The organism is Paraburkholderia sp. BR10937 (assembly GCF_040965695.1).
In the GTDB taxonomy this organism is placed as follows: Bacteria; Pseudomonadota; Gammaproteobacteria; order Burkholderiales; family Burkholderiaceae; genus Paraburkholderia.
Genome location: NZ_JBFRCL010000005.1, coordinates 80,727 through 102,381 on the forward strand (window position 1 = coordinate 80,727; position 21,655 = coordinate 102,381).

Sequence of the window (21,655 nt, forward strand, 5' to 3'; positions counted from 1 at the left end):
CCATCAATCCTCGAGCGGCTTGCCCGTGAGGTCGCGAATGAACGGCAGCGCGAGGCACGAGATCGCCACGCACGCCATCACGTACCACGCGGGCGCGAGCAGATTGCCCGTGCTCTTCACGAGCCAGGTGGCAACGGTCTGCGCGAAGCCGCCAAAAATCGCCACGCCGATGCCGTAGACGATCGCCATGCCCGTCGCGCGCACGGCGCGCGGGAACATCTCGGGCAGCATCGTGATGGAGGGCGCGGCCTGCAGCCCCAACAGCACGCTCAGGCAGCCTACGGTGATCAAAAGACGCGTGGCGTCCGGGCCGCTCGCCAGCCACAGGAACGCCGGGTAGATCAGCAGCAAGACGCCCACACGCGGCCAGAAGATCAGCGCGCGGCGGCTGAACCGGTCGCAGAGCAGGCCCGATACGGGCGCCACCAGGAAGGTCACGACGCCGGAAACGAGCCCCGCCAGCAAGGCCGTGGGCGCGGGCACCTTCAGTTCGTGAATCGCATACGTCGGCATATAAAACGTGACGACATAGGCCGTGACCGTGGAGCCGATCGTCAGCAGGATGCCGAGCGCCGCGCGGCGCCAGTGGTCACGCAGCACGGCGAGCACCGGCATGCGCACCACGCTCGCCCGCTGCGGCAACTGCTCGTCCAGACGCCGGCGAATCCACATGCCGAGCGGCGCGATCGCCACGCCCATGAGGAAAGGCACGCGCCAGCCCCAGGCGAGCAGCGTGTCGGCGGCGAGGAAAGTCGTCAGGAGTCCCGCCGTTAATGCGCCGAGCGAAACGCCCATCCCCTGGCTCGCGAACTGCCAGCTGCCGAGCAGGCCACGATTGACGGGCGTGCCCGCCTCGATCAGCAGCGTGGTGGAAGCGCCCACTTCGCCGCCCGCGGAAAACCCCTGCAGCAGGCGCGCGAATACGATCAACACCGGTGCGGCCACCCCGATCTGCGCGTAGGTGGGCGCGAGGCCGATCAGCATGCAGCCCAGCGCCATCATGAAGATGGTGAGCGTCATGGCGGGCTTGCGTCCGGCGCGATCGGCATACGCGCCGATCACGACGCCGCCCAGCGGTCGCATGACGAAGCCCACGCCGAAGGTCGCCACCGAGGCCAGCAACTGCCCGTAGCTCGACATGGTGGGAAAGAACAGCTTGCCGATGGTGAGCGCGAAGAAGCTGTAGACGGTGAAATCGAAGAATTCGAGCGCATTGCCGATTGTTGCGGCGACGATCAACTGCGTGCGGCTCAGTTTGCCCTTGCGCACTCCGGTCATGCTGACGCTGTTCATGGCTCTCCTCGTCGGCCTCTCGCGGGCCTGAATGTTGACCGTGCAACGGTAGCACTCGCCCGGGCGCACGCGCCACTGATCAAAACCCGCGTAGGCGGCAGACCGCGAACGGCGTTGAAGCGTCCCTTTTATCGGCGCCCCGGCGTGCGCACCTCATCCGCGTTCGTAAGGTAAAAGAGGCATACTCCCGGCATAGTCAGCACTCACGTTTCGCGCGCCGCGTCGTTTTTGGCGGTTCCGCAAACGCCATGCGGGCCACCCACGCACGAAGTGGGCACCAAAATTGCGGCAGCGCGTCGAACGTTCCGACGAATCGGGCGGCGGCAGGCTGTGCGCCGCGCCAACGCGCTTCCAGCCGCGCGTTTCGTCCCGCTGTCTTTTCCTCCGCCGCCACTGAAGGGTCGCCGCAGTCGCGACCCGTAAGCCAATGACAAGGATGTCCCTTTCTTCTGCCTTTCGGTTCCCGCGCGCGTCGCGCCTGCATGCTCTCGTTGCCGTCCTCGCCGTTTCAGCCGGCCTGACGCTCGCGCTCGACGCGTCGAGTGCAGCGGCGGCGACACCGGCCACCGTCGCCGAAGCGCTCAGGCCCGGCGCGAGCCCAGCGCATCCCGCCCAGCCAGCCACACCCGCCACTAACGCCAACGCGGCCAACCCGGCCGCCCCCGTGGCGCTCACGCCCACCCAGGCGCAAGCCGCCCTGCAGGTTCTCGACGATCCCGTGCAGCGCGGCCACATGGAAGACACGCTACGCGCCATCGCCGCCGCCGGCGCGCTGGCCGTGCCCGGCTCGGCGAGCGCGCCGGCCAGTGCGCCCGCCGCGGCCTCCGGCGCGGCGGCGGCCACACCCGCTTCGGCGCCGCTCGCGGGCGCACTGCGCTCCAACGGTCTGGTCGTGCAGATCGCCGATCACGCCGCGCACGGCGCACGCACGATCGGCCAGCATCTGAACCATACGTTCGCGACGCTGCTCGACCTCTGGTCCACGCGCAACTGGTGGCAGGACCATCTGAATACGCCGGAAGGCCACGCGCTGCTGCTCGCGCTGCTGCGCGTGCTGCTGCTCACGCTGGTGCCCGCGCTCGCGCTCGCCACGGTGCTGCGCCGCGTCGTCGCCACGCCGGAGCGCGCCATCGCCGCGCATCAGGCCGCGAAACAGCGCGAGAACGCCGGCCCCGCGCAAGGCGGCACGCCGACGCCGCAGCCACAAACGCCTGAAGCGACGGGCACGAGCCGCGCGCTCGCCGCGCAGGCGAAAGCCGCCGATGCGAAGGCCGACGCCGAACAGGATGCCCTGCGCGAAGCCGCCGGCATGGAACCGGCCGAGGGCAAGGACGGCAAGGACGACAAGGACGGCGACCCGAACGCCGGCCCCAATGCGAACGCGAGAGCCAACGAGGCGGCGCGCGCCACCGTGGTCGCGGCGCAAGCCGAGGACAACGCCGGCGCCTCGCCGAAGACCGCCGCGGACCGCGCGAAAGAGGCCTACCACGCGCTGCGCGGCGCGCATCACTGGCGCCTCTTGCAGCGTCTGCCGGGCGCGTTGCTCGTGATGCTGCTCGAAGTCGTGCCCGTGGTCGCCTTCGGCCTGTGCGCAGCGGGCGTGCTGTCGCTCTTCGGCCCCGACGACGCCGCGCCCGCCGAAGCCGTGGGCCAGATCGTCGATACGTATGTGATCTGCCGCGTCATCGTGATGTTCGGCAAGCTGCTGTTCGCGCCCGACGCCGCCGCGCTGCGCCTCGTGCCGCTGCCCGACGACTGGGCCGCTTACGCGCAGCGCTGGCTCGTGCGCATCGTCGTGATCGGCGGCGTGGGCGGAGCGATCGGCGGCGCGGTGCCGCTCGGCATGACCGAGGACGCGCATCTCGCGCTCGTGAAGGTCGTCACGCTGGTCGGCCACCTCGCGCTCGTCGTGATGATCCTGCAGCTGCGCCGCCCCGTGGCCGACGCCATGCGCGCCGCCGCGGCGCGCCATGGCTCGTATGCCTGGTTCATGCAATGGTTCGCCGACATCTGGGTTGGCGTCGCGCTCTTCGTCGTCCTCGCGCTCTGGTTCGTCTGGGCGCTCGATCTGCGCGGCGGCTACGCGGCGCTGCTGCGCGCGGGCGGACTCTCGCTCGTCGTCCTGCTCGCGGCGCGCGTGAGCGCCATCGTGCTGCTCGGCGCGTTGAGCCGCGCGTTCGGCTTGCGCGAGGATCAGGAGAAGATGAGCTTCGGCCAGCGCCGTGCGTATCGCTATTACCCGGCGCTGCGGCGCATCGTCGTTGTGGCGATCTGGATCGTCACGCTCGACCTGCTGCTGCACGTCTGGGGGCTGCGTCCCGCACGCATTCTCGCGCTCGCGCCGATGGGGCATCTGCTGGGCTCTGCACTCCTCACTATCGTGATTGCCGTCATTGCCGCCGTCGCGATCTGGGAGTTCGCGAACGGCGCGGCCGAGCGGCGCCTGAACGCCTGGACCGACGCGGGCGACTTCGTGCGCGCCGCGCGCCTGCGCACGCTCTTGCCGATGTTCCGCACCACGCTGCTCGTGTCGATCCTCGTCGTGGTCGGGCTCACCGCGCTCTCGCAGCTCGGCGTGAACACCGCGCCGCTCATTGCGGGCGCGAGCATTTTCGGCGTGGCGCTCGGCTTTGGCTCGCAAAAGCTCGTGCAGGACTTCATCACCGGTATCTTCCTGTTGACGGAAAACGCCATGCAGGTGGGCGACTGGGTGACGGTGGCGGGCGTCTCGGGCACGGTCGAGTTTCTCTCGATCCGCACTGTGCGCCTGCGCGGCGGCGACGGTTCGCTCTATACCGTGCCGTTCAGCTCGGTGACGACGGTGAACAACACGAATCGCGGCATCGGCAACGCGGCGGTGAAGGTGCAGATCGCGCATGGCGCGGATCTGCAGCGCGCCATCGATACGCTCAAGGACATCGGCGCCGAGATCCGCAAGGAAGACGCGTTCAAGAACGGCATTCTCAGCGACTTCGCATACTGGGGCGTCGATCAGGTGGATGGCGCAGCCGTCACGCTCGTCGGGCAGATTCAGTGCAAGGACTCGGCGCGCTGGGGCGTGCAGCGCGAGTTCAACAAGCGCGTGTTGCTGCGCTTCACGGAACGCGGCATCGAGCTGGCGAATCCACAGCGCAACTTCCTCATCGGCATGGCGCGCGGTGACGATGTCGAAGGGCATACGTACGGCGATGACGATCACGACGACGACGCCACCGACAACGATCGCGCGCGGGCGCAGGCGCACGGCGCTTCGAAGGCGGCTTCGCAAGGCGGCAAGCCGCGCACTGGCCGCGCCGGTGCGTCGGGCGACGGTAACGGGTCGTCGAGCGGCAAGCCGAATTGATGGGTCGGCACGCTGGCCGGTGCGCGGCTCGCGCGCGCCGGTCTCACCCTACGCTTCGCCCGGTTCATCTCCCGAAAAGTCTCACCGATACGCCGCAAGCCACCTCGCGGCGCAACGCTGGCAGCGTAAAGTTCTCCGTCTAATCAAGGGTCTGCGCGCGGTAGCATGGTGCGCCGCACGCGCCGCGCGGTGGGTCCCGAAGAAGCTCACCTTTGCCTCTGCCTTCGCAAATTGTGGAGTCGTCCATGCCGAAGATCGACATCGCGAGCGTGCCAAAGCGTCAGGGCACCGGCTATCCCGCGCCGTTCGACGCGCCATGCGCCGAGCGTATCCGGCAGCGGCTCGGCGACGCGGGCGGTCTGCGCGACTTTGGCGTCAACTTCATGCACCTGCCGCCGGGGAACTGGTCGAGCCAGCGTCACTGGCATTCGGACGAAGACGAATTCGTCTACGTCCTCGAAGGCGAGTTGACCCTGATCGAGGACGACGGCGAAACCGTGCTGCGCGCGGGGGACTGCGCGGCGTTTGCGAAACACTCCGGCAACGGGCACCACATGATCAACCGGTCGGATCGCGTCGCCGTGTATCTCGAAGTCGGCTCGCGTTCGCCGGCAGACATCATCACCTGCTCCGACGTCGACATGATCAGCCCCAGCAGCGACGGACGGTTTCTGCACAAGGACGGCACGCCGTACGCGAGCGCCTGAACCGTCGTACCGGCAACGAACCGGGACCCAGGCCGCGCGCCCGATATAATCGATTTGCCATTCAACGAGGACCTCTCATGAAATCACTGATTGCCCTGGTCGCCGCTGCCACCGTTGCAACGACCGCGTTCGCCGCCAACCCCATCGACAAGTTGCCGTCGGGCGTCGTCGTCGAACACATCAAGCAAGGCACCGGTCCGCAACCCACCGCCACCGACGTCGTGCGTGTGAACTATCGCGGCACGCTCGCGAACGGCACCGAATTCGACAGCTCCGACAAGCATGGCGGCCCGGCGACCTTCCCGCTCAATCGCGTGATTCCGTGCTGGACGCAGGGCGTGCAGAAGATGAAGGTCGGCGGCAAGGCGAAGCTGACCTGCCCGGCGGCGACCGCTTATGGCGATCGCGCAGTCGGCCCGATCCCGCCGAACAGCGACCTCACGTTCGAAATCGAGCTGATCGGAATCGGCCAGTAAGGCCAGCAGATTCAGAAGACAAAAAAACGGGCGGTTGAGGTGTCACCCTCGCCGCCCGTTCTTGTTTTTGCAAGGATGCAGGCGTTACGCCTCGACGTCCTCGAAACTGAAGATTTCCGACTGGTCGTTGTACGAGAAGACCTCGCCATAACGCGCCCACTCGATCACGGTATCGAGCGTTTCTTCGGCGTCGACATCGGAAAGCACGTCCTCCAGCTCCTGCTCGAAGCGCACGCGCGGCGCGCGATGGCCGGGCCGCTCGTCGAGCACCTTCTTGATCCGCGCCGCGAGCGGCACGTTGCGCAGCAGGTGATCGGCGAACATGAGCTTGCGCGCCTGCGTGCCCATCTCGGCGAACACGCGTGCAGGCGGCGTGAGCAGCACATCGCCTTCGCGCACGTCGGCGAAGCCGAGCTGCTGCAGCATTTCCACGATCGGGAACAGGTCGTCGACTTCCAGATGCAGCGAGCGCGCGATTTCCGGCATGTCGGCGCGGCCGTGATACGGCGCGGCCGCCAGCGTCTCGATCAGACCCGCCATGATGTTGGTCGACACGTCCGGCAGGCGGCTGCCCACTTCGAGACGGCGAGTCGTGGCCTCGGCGGCTTCGCGCGCCGTCATCTTCGCGTAGATGTCGTCGACGAGCTTGCGGAACGCCGGATCGAGACGATTGCGCGGATGCTTGAACGGCACCTTGATCTCGGCCGACACGCGCCCCGGGTTCGACGACAACACGAGAATGCGGTCGCACATGAACACCGCTTCCTCGATGTTGTGCGTGACGATCAGTACGGACTTGATCGGCAGACGCCCTTGCGTCCACAGGTCGAGCAAATCGGTACGCAGCGTTTCGGCGGTCAGCACGTCGAGCGCGGAGAACGGCTCGTCCATGAGCAGGAGCGTCGGGTCGACCACGAGCGCGCGCGCGAAGCCCACGCGCTGGCGCATGCCGCCCGAAAGCTCGCGCGGATAGGCGTTTTCGAAGCCGTCCAGACCGATCAGGTCGATGGCGGCAAGCGCCCGTTCGCGCCGCTCGCGCGCGCCCACGCCCTGCGCTTCGAGGCCCGCTTCCACGTTCTGCAGCACCGTGAGCCACGGGAACAGCGCGAAGGTCTGGAACACCATCGACACGCCTTCGGCCGGCCCTTCGAGCGGTTTGCCGAGCCAGTTCACCTCGCCTTCGGTCGGCTCGATGAGCCCGGAGATGATGCGCAGCAGCGTGGACTTGCCCGAGCCGGAACGGCCCAGCAAGCCGACGATCTCGCCTTCGCGCAGCGTGAGGTTCACGTCGTCGAGCACGAGGCGCTCGTCCTCTTTCTTCGCGAAGCCACGCGAAACATGCTTGACGGCGAGCACTTCCTGGCCGGGAGCGGGCCGCATCGGCAGCAGGTCGGAAGAGACGATTTTCGGATTCAGCATGATGTCACTCCATCTCAATCGAGGCGCAGCCGGGACTCGGCGTACGTGTACAGCGGACGCCAGAGCACGCGATTGAACAACGTAACGAACAGGGACATCATCGCGATGCCCAGAATGATCTTCGGGAAGTCGCCGGCGGCGGTCGTTTGGGCGATGTACGAGCCGAGGCCATGCGCGACGACTTTCGTGTCGCCCCACTGCACGAACTCGGAGACGATGCTCGCGTTCCATGCGCCACCGGAAGCCGTGATCGCGCCCGTGATGTAGTACGGGAAAATGCCCGGCAGCATGGCCTTCTTCCACCATTGCCAGCCGCGAATGCGGAAGTTCGTGGCCGCTTCCTTGTAGTCGTTCGGATACGCGCTGGCGCCCGCGATCACGTTGAAGAGGATGTACCACTGGGTGCCGAGCACGATGAGCGGCGAGAGCCAGATGTCCGGGTTCAGGTGAAAGCGCACGATCACGATCACGAACACCGGGAACAGCAGGTTCGCCGGGAACGCGGCGAGGAACTGCGCGAGCGGCTGGACCTTCTCGGCAATCGACGGACGCAGGCCGATCAGCACGCCGAGCGGCACCCAGATCACCGAAGCGATGGCGATCAGGAGCAGCACGCGAAAGAGCGTGATGAGGCCGAGCACGAACACGTGCCAGACTTCATCGAGCGTGACGCCCGTGCGCACATAGGCCACCACGCGCCACACCACGAACACGGTCAGCGCGATCACGAACGCGGCCCAGACGATGTCGCCGATGCGCGAGCGCTTGCTGATCGTGGTGACGACGGGCAGCGACTTCGGCAGTTGCACGCGCAACGGAATGCGTGCGAGCGTGGCGAGCAGGAAGCCCATCGGTACGAGCAGACGGTGAATGAGGCGCGTGCGCCGAATCAGGTCGAGCAGCCACGATTCGGGCGCGTCGCCCGAGCTCGTGTTCTCCATGCGGAACTTGTCGGCCCAGGCCACGAGCGGGCGGAACAGGAACTGGTCGTAGGCGAGAATCACCACGATCATGGCGAGGATCACCCAGCCCACGGCATGCAGGTTCTTTTCCGCGATCGCCTGCGCCAGATACGCACCGACACCCGGCAGCGTGATCGTGTTGTTGCCCACTGTGATCGCTTCGGAGGCCACCACGAAGAACCAGCCGCCCGACATCGACATCATCATGTTCCAGATGAGACCCGGCATCGAGAACGGCACTTCGAGCTTCCAGAAGCGTTGCCAGCCCGTGAGGTGGAAACCTCGCGAAACTTCATCCAGATCGCGCGGCACCGTGCGCAGCGACTGGTAGAAGCTGAAGGTCATGTTCCACGCCTGGCTCGTAAAGATCGCGAAGATCGCCGCGAGTTCGGCACCGAGCACGCGCGAGGGAAAGAGCGCGAGAAAGAACGTGACCGTGAACGAGATGTAGCCGAGCACCGGCACCGACTGCAGGATGTCGAGAATCGGCACGAGCACCTGGCCCGCGCGACGGCTCTTCGCCGCGAGCGTGCCGTAGACGAGCGTGAAGATGAGCGACGCCACCATCGCCGCGAGCATGCGCAGCGTGGTGCGCATGGCGTACTCGGGCAGGTTCGCGGGATCGAGCGAGATGGGCTGCGCCTTCAAGGTGGCGATGGGCGCCATCGTTTCGTGAAAGCCCACGGCCGCCATCGCAATCAGGCCGATCATCAGCGGGAACGCCACGAAGTCCCAGCGGTTCGGCAGCACGCGCCACGCCGAGGCGTTGGCCGTGCGGTTCAGGTTGAAGCTGAACTCCATTAGCGGCCTCCGTTGGCGAGTACAGGCGTGGGCACGAGCACGCCGGCGCAGGCGCGCGCTGCGCGGCGGGTCGTTCGCAATGTGTGGTTGAACTGGTTCATGTCGAAGCACCGGCGTTTGGTTATTGCGCGAATCCCTCGCGCGGCGCGTAGGGCCGGCCCGGCCGGCTGGACATACGCGCGGGGATCCGTTACTGCTTGTCTGATTCAGACCCGAAACACGCGCGCTCGCAGGTCTCGCCAGCGCGCGGCGAGTTGCGATTCCCGGCAGGGCGGCGGAGCGCTCGCACGCTCACGCGCGCCGAGCACATCGGGATGGAGGGTGTGCTGCATTTGCTGCAGTTGTGACAGATGCGGCAAAAGAAGGCCGAAGTTCATACTGGTTCTCCTGGCGTCGCGGGGGACGCGTTGGGGAGGACAGCCAGCAGACCCGGCAGAGCGCGTCGTTCAGCGCGCGGCGGCTCGCGTCTGCCCGCTTTCCTCAGTGCAATTCAAAAGGAAGCGGCATAACGGATAACTGTCACTGTCAGACATCGGAACTCCTTATCGTCACGGCGGCTGACCCCAGGGCTTGCATCGAGCCGGTGGCTCGAACGCGAAGCGGCTTCAAGGGCTGCAAAGCGCGCATGTGTCGATCCGCGCGTCGCGCGCAGGGCGCAACGAACGAACCGTGCCGCAAGCGCGCATCGATCAGGGCGGGCTTACGGCGCGATGTCGGCCATCCGCGGCGCTCGATACGGTCAAGGCGCTGCGTCGGTCGACGCTATTCAAGAGTGCACGAGGATTTACTGCTGGACGCGCACCATCTGCCTAGCTGGCAAGACGGCGGCTGAAAGAAAGGGAGCGCGGACGTCCTGCCGGTCAGGCAGCGAAACTGTTCGAAGATCGACAACTGCTACTGTCCAAGGCGTCAGCCCCTTTTGTTAAGACCGGCGAATTTTAGGCGCGCCACCTGTCCGAAGTCAACACGATTCGCGTCCCGCGTCAAATCTCGTGCCAATGTCGCCACAGCGCCCGCTGGCGGCCCGCGTCGGGCTCGTCCCTGGTTCGCTCCAGCGCATCCCAGGCTCGACCGGAGCGGTCATGCATTTTTTGGGGAGCATCGCCGGCGGCCTTCCGTCCATCGCCTCGATCCGGCTCGTCTTTCAAAGAGGGATCGTTCACTTCACCATACTGCCTGCTGCCCACTGCGTCTGTGCGGCGACGGTCATTCCGCCTTGCCGCAAGGGGCGTACCCGGCGGCCCCATCCCTCACGTCACGCGCTCTTGCGCAAGGCCTGCTGGCTGGCATCGCCCGCGCCCATGCGCTCGAGCCGCTCGCTTGCCTCGGTCAGCGCCCACAGCGGCGCGCCTTGCAGCTGCCGGTCGTACACACTCACTAGCTGCGCAACCGCCTCGAAGCCCGCTTCGTCCAGCTGCCAGCCGCCGCCCGTGTTACCGCGCTCGAAGCAGGCGATCAGCGCGGCATCGGCCGCTCGCACCTGTTCCGGCTCGAGCACGCCGTATCCGGCCTCCGCAATCGATTGCGCGAGGACGTGAGCATGAAGCAAGGCGCGTGCGTCGTCGCCGGTGCCGCCGCGGCGCAGCGCGGCAAGCGCGAGATGTACCTGCAGCGCGAGCTCGTTGGCGACCGCGCGCGGGATCGGCAGCAGCATCGACTTGCTGCGTCGGGGACGACCGGCTTGCGAGCGCTGCGGAAAAGGGATGGTCCTGGCCATGGAAGGGCAAGTAAGAGTCTGTTCCGTGCAATAACGGCACGGCGCGCCGAAGGTTAAGCGCCGACCCTCAAATCGAATGTAACGATCAGTGACAGACATGCGCCGCGCATCGCCTGATGGGCGGGCAAGCGGCTGGCGGCGGCCGGCTCAGCGCGGTTCGCGCTCGCCCCCGCCCTCGGCGCGCCGCGCGGCCATGAACGCCTCGATGTGGGCGATGGCCTGCTCGCACTGCTCGAGGCTCAGGAGGTGGATCGACGGATTGGGCAGGTCGAAGCCCAGCTCCTCCCCGAGCCAGCGGATGGCCTTGCCGCGCGCTTCGAAGGCGTTGACCTTATCGCGCCGCATTTTCGCGGCCACCAGCGGTTCGAGCGCGTCGTGCAGGCGGCTCTTGGCGTCGCGCAGGGCGGCGTTGGCAAGCCGGCCGAGCGGCACGTTGCGCGTGCTGCGCGCAGGCACGCCGATCCAGGCCTCACAGGGCGTGCAGACCCAGAGCGGGCCGTGATCGTCGCGATACGGGTAGGCCTCGTCGGCAAAGCGCGCGAGCACCGCTTTCGCGCCGCAGTAGTCGCACAGCGGCTGCGGCAGGGCCTTGACGGGGCGGCCTACGCGCATGCGGCGCTCCTCGGGGCGATGGTCGATGGATACATGACTTGATGGGTGGATGAGAAAAACGGCGGTCCGCTACTTCCGCTGTGGCGAGCGGGCCCTGGAGCAAGGATAACGGCAAACCCCGGCGCGCGGCAGCGGCGGGACGGGGCGCCGCAGGCGGCCGCGCGCGATCAGTTTGCGCTGGCGGTGGCGTGCGCCTCTTCGCGCTCGAGCGAGCGCGTGTCGCGCAGGGCCGGAAAGAACCTCATCCACAGCAGCGCGACGCAGATCGTCGCCACGCCGCCCACCAGCACGGCGCGCAGCGCGCCCCACCAGCCGGCGGTGAGCCCCGACTCGAACTCGCCAAGCTGGTTCGACGTGCCAATGAAAAGCGAATTGACCGCGCTCACGCGGCCGAGTTTTTCATCGGGCGTGCGCAGCTGCACGAGCGACGTGCGCACGACCACGCTCACCACGTCCGACGCGCCCAGCACCGCCAGCGCCATCAGCGAGACGACGATGTTGTGCGAGAGCCCGAACGCAATCGTCGCGCAGCCGAACACGACCACGCCGCCGAACATCGCAAGACCCGGCCGGCGCCGCAGCGGAAAGTGCGCGAGCCAGATCGAGCCCGCCAGCGCGCCCGCGGCCGTCGCCGAGCGCAACAGACCGAGCGCGATGGGCCCGGCGTGCAGGATGTCGCGGGCGAATACGGGCAAGAGCGCCGTCGCGCCACCGAACAGTACCGCGAACAGATCGAGCGACAGCGCGCCGAGAATGACGGGCTGCGAACGGATGAACGCGATGCCCGAGAACACCGACTCGAGCGTGACGGGCGCACGCGCGGGCGGTTTCGCGCGCAGCGGGATGGTGCCCGAGAGCGTGGCCGCCGCCGCGAACGCGAGCGAGCAGGCCGCGTAGGCCGGCGTCGCGCCGATGCCGTACAGCAGGCCGCCCAGCGCCGGGCCGACGATGTTCGCGGTCTGGTTCGCCGAGGTCGACCACGCGGTCGCGTTCGGCAGCTGCGAGCGCGGCACGACGCCCGGCAGCAAGGACGAAATGGCGGGCGACTCGAATGCGCGCGCTGCGCCCACGCACGCGGCGAGCGCGTAGATGAGCGGCGCGTTCAGCCAGCCGCCGACCGTGCCGGCCGCGAAGGTCAGCGCGGCGGCACACTCGATGAGCTGGCAGACGGACGCGATGCGTCTGCGGTCGTAGCGGTCCGCCACGTGGCCGACGACGAGCGTGAGGCAGAACATCGGCAGGAACTGCGCGAGGCCGACGAGACCGAGCGCGAACGCGCTATGCGTGAGCGCGTAGATGTGCCAGCCCATGGCGACGGCGAGCATCTGGAACGCGAGCGACGACAGCACTCGCGCGCCATAAAAGCGCTGGAAACTGCGATTGCGCGAAAGGCTGGGCGGGTCGTCGGACGCCGCCTCCGGAGAAGGTGTGGTCATCGAACAGCGGGAAAAAGCGAAAAATCGGGTGCGTGCGCAACGAGGTAGTAAGCGAGGCGCAAAGGAGGAATCTTAATTCATGCGACGATACCGAAGCGCTGCGCCGCACCGTGGCCGAACTGGAGCGGCTCGATGCGGTCGACGCGCACTGTGAAACGCTTTCACGCGAGGCGGCCGCGAGTCGCTCAGTGGCCAAAGCCGTCACCGCCACCGCCGTCGAAGCGACGCTCGTGCGCGAACCCGCCGCCTGATCCGCGTCCCTGGCCGCCATCCGGCCTTCGTTATATTCCATGGTATATTGCGATGTCGGCGCGCGCCCAGCCGGGGCGCCCAGCGCGCGAGCGATCTCGAGATCCACCACGCCGCGGTCGAGCTGGCGATAGAAGGCGGCGCAGGCGGCAATGCGCTGCAAAAGGCCCTCGACACGCGCTATGCCGGCGCGGTGCGCCGTTTCGCCAGTGCGCGCGACACGCGGGTCGCGCTGCACACGAGCCGCCGCGAAATCGCCGAGCAGCGCGCGAATGCCGATGCCGCCGCGCTCCACACGCTGCGCGCGCAGCTCGACGAAGCCCACGCACTGATCGACGCTTGCGCGCCGAAGTCCACGCCAGGGAGCAGACCACGCAAGCGCACGAAGACCCTCAGGCCCAACGCGCGCTACCCGAGGATGTGCTCAAGGGGCGCCGGATCGTCTACGTGGGTGGCAGGCCAGGTTCGAATCACGCGCTCAGGCGCTGGGTGGAGTCGGCGGGAGGCGAGCTGACCGTGCACGACGGCGGCGTGGAGGATAGCAAGGGCCTGCTCGCCGCAGCGCTCGCCAACGCGGATCTCGCGGTGTTTCCCGTCGACTGCATCGACCACGATTCGATGAGCACGCTCAAGCGCGTGTGCGAACGGCACCAGGTCACGTGGCACCCAGTGCGCACGGCGAGCCTTGCCAGCTTCGTCGAGTTGATGATGCGGCTACATGCGAACGCGACGCCCACGCTCGCAGCAGTACCCGTCTCGCGGTTCTGCCTGCGCCACGGCCAGGCGCCTGGCGCATCACATCGCGTCAGGACTTCACGAGTTTGACTAGCGCTTCGATCTCGGCCTCGCAGACCGCCGCGGCGCGCGCCTCGATGCTGCGATACAGGCGAACGATCTCTTCGCCCACGGGCGTGAGCATGCTGCCGCCGCCGCTCTGCCCGCCATGCTCCGAGACCGTAGCCGGCGACTCCAGCGCGCGGTTGAGTTCATCCATCAGCAGCCATGCGCGGCGGTACGACATGTTCATGCTGCGCGCCGCAGCCGAGATCGAGCCATGTTCGCGAACGGCTTCGAGCAGCGACACCTTGCCTGGACCGAGCGCGATCGTGCCGTCCTGAATGATGCGCATGCGAAAACGCACCTCGGGCCGGGCCGGTTGCTGCGCCTGGGCGGGCGCGGGAGCGTCTGCGCGCGGTTGATCGTTGGGGGACTTGGTCATGCGCGCAAGCATACACGATGCTTGCCGCACGCCGCTCCCCTCTGGATGGCTAATGATCAGCAGGAAAACAGAAGCCGAAGTCCTCGCAGCCGGGGCAACCGGGTGCCGGGCCCGGCGTGGCGCCCGATGCATCGGCCATCACGTGCGTGTGCGGCGCTTCACTCGTCACCGCGCACACGAAGTGCCGCGCCCCGAGCGCGTCGATCTGCGTGCGCGTTAAACCAGGCAATGGCAATTCGCCGCGTACCTCGCGCGCCGCAACGAGACGCGCGAAGAGCCAGGCATCGGGCGTGCGCAGCGCGCGGCGGCCAGCGCATCGAAATCGCGCGGCGGCGCGCCGGGGTCGTGACTGCCCTGTGTCATTGCACTCACGTGCGGTCGCAACGCATCAACCGTCTACGCCGACGATCACGCTCGATGCCTTGAAGAGCGCCGCAGCCTGCTTGCCCGCCGCGAGGCCGAGACGATCGACGCTGTCGTTCGTCACGATGGCCGCGATCTGCGCGCCACCCGGGGCCGCGAGCACGACTTCCGCGTTCACCGCGCCCTTCGTGACCGACGACACCGTGCCCGCCACGACGTTGCGCGTGGACACCTTGCTCGCGTCGCCGTCGACCATGAGGATCACCGACGATGCCTTCACGAGCGCGAAGGCCGGCTTGCCAGCGGCGAGACCCAGCGAAGCGGCGCTGCCATGCGTGATGATCGCGACGATCTCGAGGCCGCCGTCGGCGCGCAGTGTGACTTCGTCGTTGACGGCGCCGGCCTTGACCGCGCTGATCTGGCCGGAGAAATGGTTACGGGCGCTGGTACGCATACGGCCTCCACAATTGAACGGAACAATGAAGCGGGAAAAGACTGACCCCCAGTTTCGCCGTGTCAGTGTGACGCGCACGGGCACCGATTGCCGAAATAGCCATTTGAATCAGCACATGAACACAGCACTCCATCGTAATATATGGTCCTTTATAACGCACAGGGTATCGAACATGTTTATCCGCAATCTGGTGGCGTCAGTCGTCGTGATGAGCGGTGTGATGGGTGCCAGCGCCAACGCATTCGCCGACGAATCCGATGTCAACGTGCTCTATGCAGGCTCGCTCGTGAATCTCATGGAAAAGAGCGTGGGCCCCGCGTTCGAAAAGGAAACGGGCCTGCATTTCAAGGGCTACGCAGCCGGCTCGAACAAGATCGCCAATGAGATCAAGGGCAAGCTGCGCCGCGGCGATGTGTTCATCAGCGCGAGCCCGAAGGTCAACGCGAGCCTCATGGGCGAGGCCAACGCCAATCACGTTACGTGGTACGTGAATTTTGCCGAATCGCCGCTCCTGATCGGCTACAACCCGAAGAGCCGTTTCGCCGGCGACTTCAAGACGAAGAAGTGGGATCAGGTGCTGCAGGAACCGGGCATCCGCCTCGGCCGCACCGATCCGAAGCTCGACCCGAAGGGCGCCTTCACCGTCGAACTCATGACGAAGGCCGCGCAGGCGTACAACCAGCCTGACCTCGTGCAGAAAACGCTTGGCACGCCGGAGAATCCCGAGCAGGTGTTGCCGGAGGAAACGCTCGTTGGCCGTCTGCAGTCGGGTCAGCTCGACGCGGGCTTCTTCTACTCGACCGAAACGTCCGACCTGAAGATTCCGGCGATCCATCCCGCGCCCGAACTGAAGATCAAGGCGAACTACACGCTCACGATTCTCAACGACGCACCCAACAGCGCCGGCGCTGCGCGCTTCGTGAACTTCCTGCTCTCGGCGGAAGGCCGCAAGCTGCTCGCCGAGCACGGCGTGGATGTGACCAGGCCTGCCGTCAACGGCCAGACCCAGGCGATCCCGCCGTCGGTGCAAGCCGTGATCGACGCCGCACAGCAATGACACAAGCCGCGCAGCGTGCGGAGCAGGTTGCCGTGAAGCGCTCCCAGCCGCTCTGGTGGCTCGGCGCGCTGCTCGCAGTCTATCTGTGCGCGCCGTTCGTTGCGAGCATTCCGCAGATCGGCCAGGCGGACTGGGCCGGCGTCGACTGGCACGCCACCTGGTCGGCGGTAGGCGTCTCGGTCGCGAGCGCGAGCGTGGCCGCGCTCATCATCCTGCTGGGCGGCGTGCCGCTCGGCTACTGGCTCGCGCGTTCGCGCGCGCGCGGCATTGCCCTGCTCGGCTTCGTCGTGCAGTTGCCGCTCGCGCTGCCGCCGCTCACGAGCGGCGTGCTGCTGCTGTTTCTCATCGGGCCGTATAGCGGCATCGGCCAGCTCTTCGGCGGCTCGCTCACCGACTCCTTCACGGGCATCGTGCTCGCCGAGACCTTCGTGGCGGCGCCCTTCCTGATCGTCGCGGCACGCTCGGCGTTCAGCGCTGTCGATCCCGTGTACGACGACGTCGCCGCCACGCTCGGCCATCACGCCGCCAGCCGTTTCTTTCGCGTTACGCTGCCCATTGCGTGGCCCGCCATCCGCGCGGGGCTCGCGCTCGCCTGGCTGCGCGCGTTCGGCGAATTCGGCGCGACCGTGATGGTCGCGTATCACCCGTATTCGCTGCCTGTGTATACCTACGTCGTGTTCGGTGGCCAGGGCCTGCCCGCGATGATGCCGCTCCTGCTGCCGACGCTCGGCATTGCAATCATCTGCGCGGTGCTCTCCGTCTATAGCCGCAGCGCACGCTCGACGCTGGCGGTGAACGTGGACAACGGCGACGAACTCACCGCTATCACGCCGGCCGCCACTGCGGCCGAAAACGCCGGCCTGCGTCTTGCCTTCGCGGCGCGCCGGCACCTCGGCGCATTCACGCTCGATGTGGCGTGGCAGCCGCAAACGCGCCGGCTCGCGATCATAGGCCCTTCGGGCTCGGGCAAGTCGCTCGCGCTGCGCATCATCGCCGGGCTCGAGCGCAACGACGCGGGCTCCGTCACGCTTGGGGCAACCGACCTCGGCGCGCTGCCGCCGGAGCGCCGCCAGATCGGCTACATGCCGCAGGACTACGGGCTCTTCCCGCACATGACGGTGGCACAGCAGCTCGCGTTTCCCGTCGATGCCGACGCGGCCAGCGCACGCTACTGGCTCGCGCACCTCGGCCTCGACACGCTCACCGAACGCCTGCCTCGCCAGCTCTCGTTCGGCCAGCGCCAGCGCGTGGCGCTCGCGCGCGCGCTCACGCGGCACACGCAACTGCTGCTGTTCGACGAACCGTTCGCCGCGCTCGACACGCCGCGCCGCCGCCGTCTGCAGCAGTCGTTGCGGGCGCTGCAACGCGAGGTCGGCGCGGTGACGGTGATCGTCACGCACGACCCCGACGAAGCGGCACTGCTGGCCGACGAAGTGCTCGTGATCGAACAGGGAAGCGTGCTGCAGGCGGGCGCCGTGGCCGACGTGTTCCAGCGGCCCGCCACGCTGCGCGTGGCCGAACTGCTCGGCCTGCACAACGTCGGCGAGGGGATCGTGCGTGCTGGCGGCACGATCGAAACGCCGACGGGACTGCGCCTGTCCTGCGCCGTTACCTCGCTTGCGGTGGGCACGCGCGTGATGTGGCGGGTCTCGCCGCGCGCGCTCGTCGCGACGCAGGAAGGCGCGTGGCAGGGGCGTGTTGCGGGCACGTCGCTGCGTCACGGCGACCGCTACGTTACCGTCGAGATCGCCGGAGAAACCTTCGATATCGCCGCAGAAGATGTGCCGGCATCGCATACCGGCGAGCTGCGCTTCTCGATCGACGCGAACGGCGTGCTCGCCTGGCCGGCGCCGTAGGGCGCCTGATTCACGGCTCCTGAAAAAGCTCACCTTTCGCGCCGACGGACCTGCACCGGGGTCGCGCCCGTTGACGAAAAAGCCCCTGTAAACAGGGCTGTTTGCATCAATGGTTAGCAATTCGGCGCGCAATTTCTCACCGTTGTTCACGGTTCCCGAAAACGCTCACCTTTTGGCGTCTCGCGCTCACGCGCGCAAGGTTTTGATTGCCAACACCTGGTAGTGGGCAATATTCGCATCCCTTAACCTGGGACTACCAGGAAAATCTTGCGCGCTGGAACCAGGTTCTCCTGTCCATCGGGATCACGAAACTTCCGCAGCCGAACGCGCGCGACGGTGATTAAGGCACGCTTCGCCGACGAACCGTCGCAATGCCACGCACACGGCTCCCGGATCTTCTCACCTATGACTGCGGTGCCGTGCTCAGATCATGAAGCGGCTGTCTTCCACGAGCACGCGCGGCAACGGTTGCAGGTCGGCGCGCGCGAAGCGCACCAGTGAGAAGGCGCGCAAACCTTGCGGGCTCGACGGCAGCCGAGCGAGCGGGAACATGATCGAGGCGCTGTTGCCTGGGCCGCCGTTCGCGAGCAGGACATTCATCGGACTCAGGCAGATCTCGCGCATTTCGACGTTCGTGTTTTGCGCGGGATTCGCGAGCACCCTGCAAATCACCGTGAGCTGATGTTCGAGCGCTTCGCTCTTGAGGCCGAGCGCGGCGATCTCGCTCTCGTTCTGCGCAATCTGCGCCTCGACCTTCGCTACTTCGGCGACGTTTGGCACGGCGTGCTCGCCCAGCATGCGTTGCGTCCCCGCGCCGTGGCGCGTGAGCAGTTGCAGGCGCGTTCTGAGCAGCGCACGCTCCTGTTCCAGCACGTCGCGGCGCGACTCGTCGGCGCCAATCTGCTCGAGGCCTTCCAGTGCGATCTGCTCGACCACGCGCTGCACGATCTGCTCGCGAAGGTCGCTTTCGGTTTCGCCACACACGCGCACCTGATGATCGTCGAAGCTCAACGTCGTCTGCATGACATCGGTGTGCACTTCGTCGCCATGCTGCTCGGCACCGAAGGCGCGCCGCTCGTTCAGGGCCATGCCGAGCACCGCGTAAGTCTCGCGCGCAAGCGGATGACTCTCGAACCAGGCATGCAGTTCAGGCGAGCGGCTCAGCACATGGCCGACCTCGTCGGGCGCGGCGAAAAACGCGTGGATATAGGGGTCGCTCGACCACGTGGCGGCGCTCGCTTCGCGCGCGGGCGGCATGCGGTCCACCACGTCGCGCACATACGCGACCGATTGCGCAAGCGCGGGCGCAAGCCGCTCGCGCCACTCGGGCACGAGCTTGAGCGTAGGGCTGAGCACGAGCAGACGCTCGATCAGCGTCTGGATTTGCGGCGATTCCGGCACCTGCTTCGCGCGGGCGCGCGGCCAAAGCCTGTCCAGTATACCCATGGATAACTCCGTTGCAGACCGCTCGGACACGCCGGCGGTGAAGCGCATGGCGCACAACGAGGCCTCTTGTCGCGAATGACTATACCGCGAATCACGACCCGGCCGCGGCGACACTGCCGCAACGCAGCAACGGCCAGTGTTGCGTTCATGTTCCCGGAAACACTCACCTTTTAGTTGCATGACGTGCGCCACATAGACCTGAACCTGGCCGCGGATATGCGCAACGGTGCAACGAAAAACTGTGCGGCGCACACCGCAGTGAACTTACGCTCCCGCACACGCTCACCTATGGATTTCTTTGCAGAGCCCACCTTGCTACGCAGGTTTGTGCAGTGCTTCACCCCGGCCGTTCCCGTATGTACTCATCGTTGAGCATTGCGGCGCGATGACTGCTCCCGAATATCCTCACCATCAGACAGCACGTGCATATTAATCTGTAATCCGAATCAATTATGCGGCTAACGTGATTCCATCCTCGGCTTTCCCCTGCCTTTCAGCGACCGTCGCGCACGCAACGAATCGCGATGACATGTCAACGAGGCGTTTCAGGCACGCCAATTGCGCATAGGCGCACGGCGCGTGCATTGCGGCCTCGGGAAAAACCCCGGTTGTTGCGTGCGCAAACCGCGAAACAACAAGCAAGAGCGACCTCGTCACGCGTTTTAGACGGTTCGTTCAATTGACAGTGGCCAATGTCATGATCCAATCTTCTGCGCATAAATACGACACAGGGAGGCAGACAAATCATGGAGAGCATTGTCCGCAGCAGCTTGATGCTGGCCGCGGCCGCGACCCCTTTGCTGGTCGCCTGCGGCGGAGGTACCGCCAGTAATCCGGCACCCATCACCCCGGCGCAATGCTCGGGTTCGTCATGCGCGAACCAGGGTCCGCCCAGCAGCGCACCGACCGCCACGGCGTTGTGTCCCGCCGCGGCGGACATCGCGGCGAACACGTATCTGGGCGGTGCAGGCAGTGGCGAGGTCGTGAGCCTGAACATCGACCCGACGAAGATGACGTACAAGCTCACGTTCCTCGCCTCGCCCATTCCCGTGGCGGCGAGTTCGGTGCAAAACACGCGTGCGGGCCTCACCATCACGGGCGCCGTGCAGCATCCGCCCGCGGGCTCGCTGCCAACCGCCGCGCAGATCACGTGTGCGTTCCAGCTTCAGGCGGGCACGGGAACGATCAACGGCAGCACCTACACCACGGCGTACAACACCAACAATCCGCCCACGATCTATGTTGGCTTTGGCGTGGCGGGCGGCGGTATTCCGGGCGCGACCGTGAACATCGACGGCGACAGCACCGCGAATCTGCTCTTCAGCGGCGTCGCGCCGCGCACGTTCGACTTCTATCCGTTCATCGGCTTTTCGTCGGTGAGCACGAGCCTCGCCGATCTCAAGGGCTCGTATAACGCGCTGCTCTATCACATCCTGCCTTCCAGCAGTTTTGCGCCGGCGGCGAAGGTGACGCAGGAGCAGTACGACGCCAGCGGCAATTGCAGCGCGCCCGGCGGCGCGACCAACACGAACTGCGCAACCGCCGCGAATGCATGGACGGCGAGCACGAGCGGCAGCTATTTCGACAGCGCCGACGCACCGCAGATCGAGACGCCCACGCCGTTGCCGTTCCCCTTGAATCTCGGCAACAACGTCATCGTGAGCCGCCAGGGCGGCGCCGGGCACCTGATCCTCGGCAAGCTCAACGGGGCCATCGTGCCCGTGGTCGTACGCACCGGCTACGTGAACGAAACCATCAGCCTGAGCAACCAGATCGCCGTGGACGACGAGTCAGGCATCGCCCTGCTCGCGCCCGCCACGACGCTTGCGTCGGGCGCGTTCGACGGCAGCTACATCGGCGCGGACTCGAACTTCGCCTACACGGCGACGCTCATCAACGGCCAGCAGGCCGGCTTCCTCAAGCCCTCGACGATGACGACGCAGAGCCAGTTCACGCTCGACTACACGCAGACGCACCCCGGCCTGATCGGCGTGACCGATAGCCAGGGCAAGGCGGGCAATCTGATTGCGGTGGGCGGCCTTTACGGCATCTTCATCGACGGCGAGGAAAACGGCGGCGTCACGGCCAGTTCGGCGAACGGCGCCACGCCCAATCAGCCTTACTTCGGTGTCGGTGCACTGATCCAGCCAGAGTAGTCCATCAGGCGGTCGCGACAGTCCGATCTGTTACGACCGCCTTAATTTCGCACTACGAATGACAGGCAAGGCGCTCTCGCCAACAACAA

At 66.7% G+C, this 21,655-nt stretch carries 17 protein-coding genes and 1 pseudogene; 8 read left to right on the forward strand and 10 right to left on the reverse strand.

What is annotated here, in order from left to right; genetic code table 11:
• Positions 1 to 3 precede the first annotated feature (3 nt).
• Positions 4 to 1,293 carry an MFS transporter gene (locus tag AB4Y44_RS06075; RefSeq protein ID WP_342919171.1) on the reverse strand — a complete coding sequence of 430 codons (1,290 nt, stop codon included), beginning with the start codon at positions 1,291 to 1,293 and terminating at the stop codon, positions 4 to 6.
• Between the two features lie 436 nt (positions 1,294 to 1,729).
• On the opposite strand from AB4Y44_RS06075, the gene AB4Y44_RS06080 reads away from it, so the two are divergent.
• The 3 genes from AB4Y44_RS06080 to AB4Y44_RS06090 all read left to right on the forward strand — a co-directional run bounded on the left by AB4Y44_RS06080 (position 1,730) and on the right by AB4Y44_RS06090 (position 5,819).
• A complete protein-coding gene (locus AB4Y44_RS06080; protein ID WP_368698980.1) occupies positions 1,730 to 4,636 on the forward strand; it encodes a mechanosensitive ion channel family protein in 2,907 nt (968 codons plus the stop codon).
• Between the two features lie 245 nt (positions 4,637 to 4,881).
• Positions 4,882 to 5,343: a cupin domain-containing protein gene (locus AB4Y44_RS06085; protein ID WP_368698981.1), complete on the forward strand. Its 462-nt coding sequence runs from the start codon at positions 4,882 to 4,884 to the stop codon at positions 5,341 to 5,343.
• A 77-nt stretch (positions 5,344 to 5,420) separates the two neighbouring features.
• Positions 5,421 to 5,819, forward strand: a complete 399-nt coding sequence (locus AB4Y44_RS06090) for an FKBP-type peptidyl-prolyl cis-trans isomerase (RefSeq protein WP_069261520.1) — start codon at positions 5,421 to 5,423, stop codon at positions 5,817 to 5,819.
• Between the two features lie 84 nt (positions 5,820 to 5,903).
• Here AB4Y44_RS06090 and AB4Y44_RS06095 read toward each other — a convergent pair whose 3' ends face one another.
• From AB4Y44_RS06095 to AB4Y44_RS06120, 6 genes are all read right to left on the reverse strand, one after another.
• Positions 5,904 to 7,238 carry an AAA-associated domain-containing protein gene (locus tag AB4Y44_RS06095; protein WP_069261521.1) on the reverse strand — a complete coding sequence of 445 codons (1,335 nt, stop codon included), beginning with the start codon at positions 7,236 to 7,238 and terminating at the stop codon, positions 5,904 to 5,906.
• Between the two features lie 14 nt (positions 7,239 to 7,252).
• Positions 7,253 to 9,001, reverse strand: coding sequence for an ABC transporter permease subunit (locus tag AB4Y44_RS06100; protein WP_342919169.1), 1,749 nt, complete (start codon positions 8,999 to 9,001; stop codon positions 7,253 to 7,255).
• 206 nt (positions 9,002 to 9,207) lie between these two features.
• Positions 9,208 to 9,378: a hypothetical protein gene (locus tag AB4Y44_RS06105; RefSeq protein ID WP_342919168.1), complete on the reverse strand. Its 171-nt coding sequence runs from the start codon at positions 9,376 to 9,378 to the stop codon at positions 9,208 to 9,210.
• Between the two features lie 878 nt (positions 9,379 to 10,256).
• Positions 10,257 to 10,655, reverse strand: coding sequence for a hypothetical protein (locus AB4Y44_RS06110; RefSeq protein WP_342919167.1), 399 nt, complete (start codon positions 10,653 to 10,655; stop codon positions 10,257 to 10,259).
• A gap of 210 nt (positions 10,656 to 10,865) precedes the next feature.
• Positions 10,866 to 11,330, reverse strand: a complete 465-nt coding sequence (locus AB4Y44_RS06115; protein ID WP_266227787.1) for a zinc-finger-containing protein — start codon at positions 11,328 to 11,330, stop codon at positions 10,866 to 10,868.
• Positions 11,331 to 11,497: 167 nt separating this feature from the next.
• Positions 11,498 to 12,766 (reverse strand): MFS transporter, encoded by a 1,269-nt coding sequence (locus AB4Y44_RS06120; protein WP_368698982.1) that lies wholly within the window; start codon positions 12,764 to 12,766, stop codon positions 11,498 to 11,500.
• A 110-nt stretch (positions 12,767 to 12,876) separates the two neighbouring features.
• Here AB4Y44_RS06120 and AB4Y44_RS06125 point away from each other — a divergent pair, with 110 nt between their 5' ends.
• On the forward strand, positions 12,877 to 13,017 hold the full coding sequence (locus AB4Y44_RS06125; protein WP_368698983.1) for a hypothetical protein: 141 nt from the start codon (positions 12,877 to 12,879) through the stop codon (positions 13,015 to 13,017).
• An 80-nt stretch (positions 13,018 to 13,097) separates the two neighbouring features.
• Positions 13,098 to 13,840, forward strand: a pseudogene (locus AB4Y44_RS06130) (DUF2325 domain-containing protein); the annotation flags it as partial.
• On the opposite strand, the gene AB4Y44_RS06135 reads toward AB4Y44_RS06130, so the two are convergent.
• Together AB4Y44_RS06135 and AB4Y44_RS06140 are read right to left on the reverse strand one after the other, a co-directional pair.
• Positions 13,821 to 14,144 (reverse strand): winged helix-turn-helix domain-containing protein, encoded by a 324-nt coding sequence (locus AB4Y44_RS06135; RefSeq protein ID WP_133183914.1) that lies wholly within the window; start codon positions 14,142 to 14,144, stop codon positions 13,821 to 13,823. The pseudogene AB4Y44_RS06130 and the gene AB4Y44_RS06135 sit on opposite strands and share 20 nt — an antisense overlap.
• 478 nt (positions 14,145 to 14,622) lie before the next feature.
• Complete coding sequence (locus tag AB4Y44_RS06140; RefSeq protein ID WP_069261529.1) at positions 14,623 to 15,051, reverse strand: molybdopterin-binding protein; 429 nt, start codon at positions 15,049 to 15,051, stop codon at positions 14,623 to 14,625.
• Positions 15,052 to 15,223: 172 nt separating this feature from the next.
• On the opposite strand from AB4Y44_RS06140, the gene AB4Y44_RS06145 reads away from it, so the two are divergent.
• Positions 15,224 to 16,108, forward strand: coding sequence for an extracellular solute-binding protein (locus tag AB4Y44_RS06145; RefSeq protein WP_342919163.1), 885 nt, complete (start codon positions 15,224 to 15,226; stop codon positions 16,106 to 16,108).
• Positions 16,105 to 17,964, forward strand: a complete 1,860-nt coding sequence (locus AB4Y44_RS06150) for an ATP-binding cassette domain-containing protein (protein WP_368698984.1) — start codon at positions 16,105 to 16,107, stop codon at positions 17,962 to 17,964. Before AB4Y44_RS06145 ends, AB4Y44_RS06150 begins: the two co-directional genes overlap by 4 nt.
• Positions 17,965 to 18,387: 423 nt before the next feature.
• Here the strand turns inward: AB4Y44_RS06150 and AB4Y44_RS06155 are convergent, their stop codons facing one another.
• Entirely contained in the window at positions 18,388 to 19,410 is a 1,023-nt protein-coding gene (locus AB4Y44_RS06155) for a hypothetical protein (RefSeq protein WP_368698985.1), read from the reverse strand.
• A 746-nt stretch (positions 19,411 to 20,156) separates the two neighbouring features.
• Here AB4Y44_RS06155 and AB4Y44_RS06160 point away from each other — a divergent pair.
• Entirely contained in the window at positions 20,157 to 21,566 is a 1,410-nt protein-coding gene (locus AB4Y44_RS06160; RefSeq protein WP_342919160.1) for a DUF2957 domain-containing protein, read from the forward strand.
• Positions 21,567 to 21,655: the final 89 nt, after the last annotated feature.

Bases quoted from the DNA above. Each gene is read 5' to 3' on its own strand.
- AB4Y44_RS06145 (WP_342919163.1), top strand. From the start codon at position 15,224: ATGTTTATCCGCAATCTGGTGGCGTCAGTCGTCGTGATGAGCGGTGTG.
- AB4Y44_RS06080 (WP_368698980.1), top strand. From the start codon at position 1,730: ATGTCCCTTTCTTCTGCCTTTCGGTTCCCGCGCGCGTCGCGCCTGCAT.
- AB4Y44_RS06105 (WP_342919168.1), bottom strand. From the start codon at position 9,378: ATGAACTTCGGCCTTCTTTTGCCGCATCTGTCACAACTGCAGCAAATG.
- AB4Y44_RS06115 (WP_266227787.1), bottom strand. From the start codon at position 11,330: ATGCGCGTAGGCCGCCCCGTCAAGGCCCTGCCGCAGCCGCTGTGCGAC.
- AB4Y44_RS06140 (WP_069261529.1), bottom strand. From the start codon at position 15,051: ATGCGTACCAGCGCCCGTAACCATTTCTCCGGCCAGATCAGCGCGGTC.
- AB4Y44_RS06075 (WP_342919171.1), bottom strand. From the start codon at position 1,293: ATGAACAGCGTCAGCATGACCGGAGTGCGCAAGGGCAAACTGAGCCGC.
- AB4Y44_RS06135 (WP_133183914.1), bottom strand. From the start codon at position 14,144: ATGCGCATCATTCAGGACGGCACGATCGCGCTCGGTCCAGGCAAGGTG.
- AB4Y44_RS06095 (WP_069261521.1), bottom strand. From the start codon at position 7,238: ATGCTGAATCCGAAAATCGTCTCTTCCGACCTGCTGCCGATGCGGCCC.
- AB4Y44_RS06150 (WP_368698984.1), top strand. From the start codon at position 16,105: ATGACACAAGCCGCGCAGCGTGCGGAGCAGGTTGCCGTGAAGCGCTCC.
- AB4Y44_RS06120 (WP_368698982.1), bottom strand. From the start codon at position 12,766: ATGACCACACCTTCTCCGGAGGCGGCGTCCGACGACCCGCCCAGCCTT.
- AB4Y44_RS06100 (WP_342919169.1), bottom strand. From the start codon at position 9,001: ATGGAGTTCAGCTTCAACCTGAACCGCACGGCCAACGCCTCGGCGTGG.
- AB4Y44_RS06085 (WP_368698981.1), top strand. From the start codon at position 4,882: ATGCCGAAGATCGACATCGCGAGCGTGCCAAAGCGTCAGGGCACCGGC.
- AB4Y44_RS06110 (WP_342919167.1), bottom strand. From the start codon at position 10,655: ATGCTGCTGCCGATCCCGCGCGCGGTCGCCAACGAGCTCGCGCTGCAG.
- AB4Y44_RS06155 (WP_368698985.1), bottom strand. From the start codon at position 19,410: ATGGGTATACTGGACAGGCTTTGGCCGCGCGCCCGCGCGAAGCAGGTG.
- AB4Y44_RS06090 (WP_069261520.1), top strand. From the start codon at position 5,421: ATGAAATCACTGATTGCCCTGGTCGCCGCTGCCACCGTTGCAACGACC.
- AB4Y44_RS06160 (WP_342919160.1), top strand. From the start codon at position 20,157: ATGGAGAGCATTGTCCGCAGCAGCTTGATGCTGGCCGCGGCCGCGACC.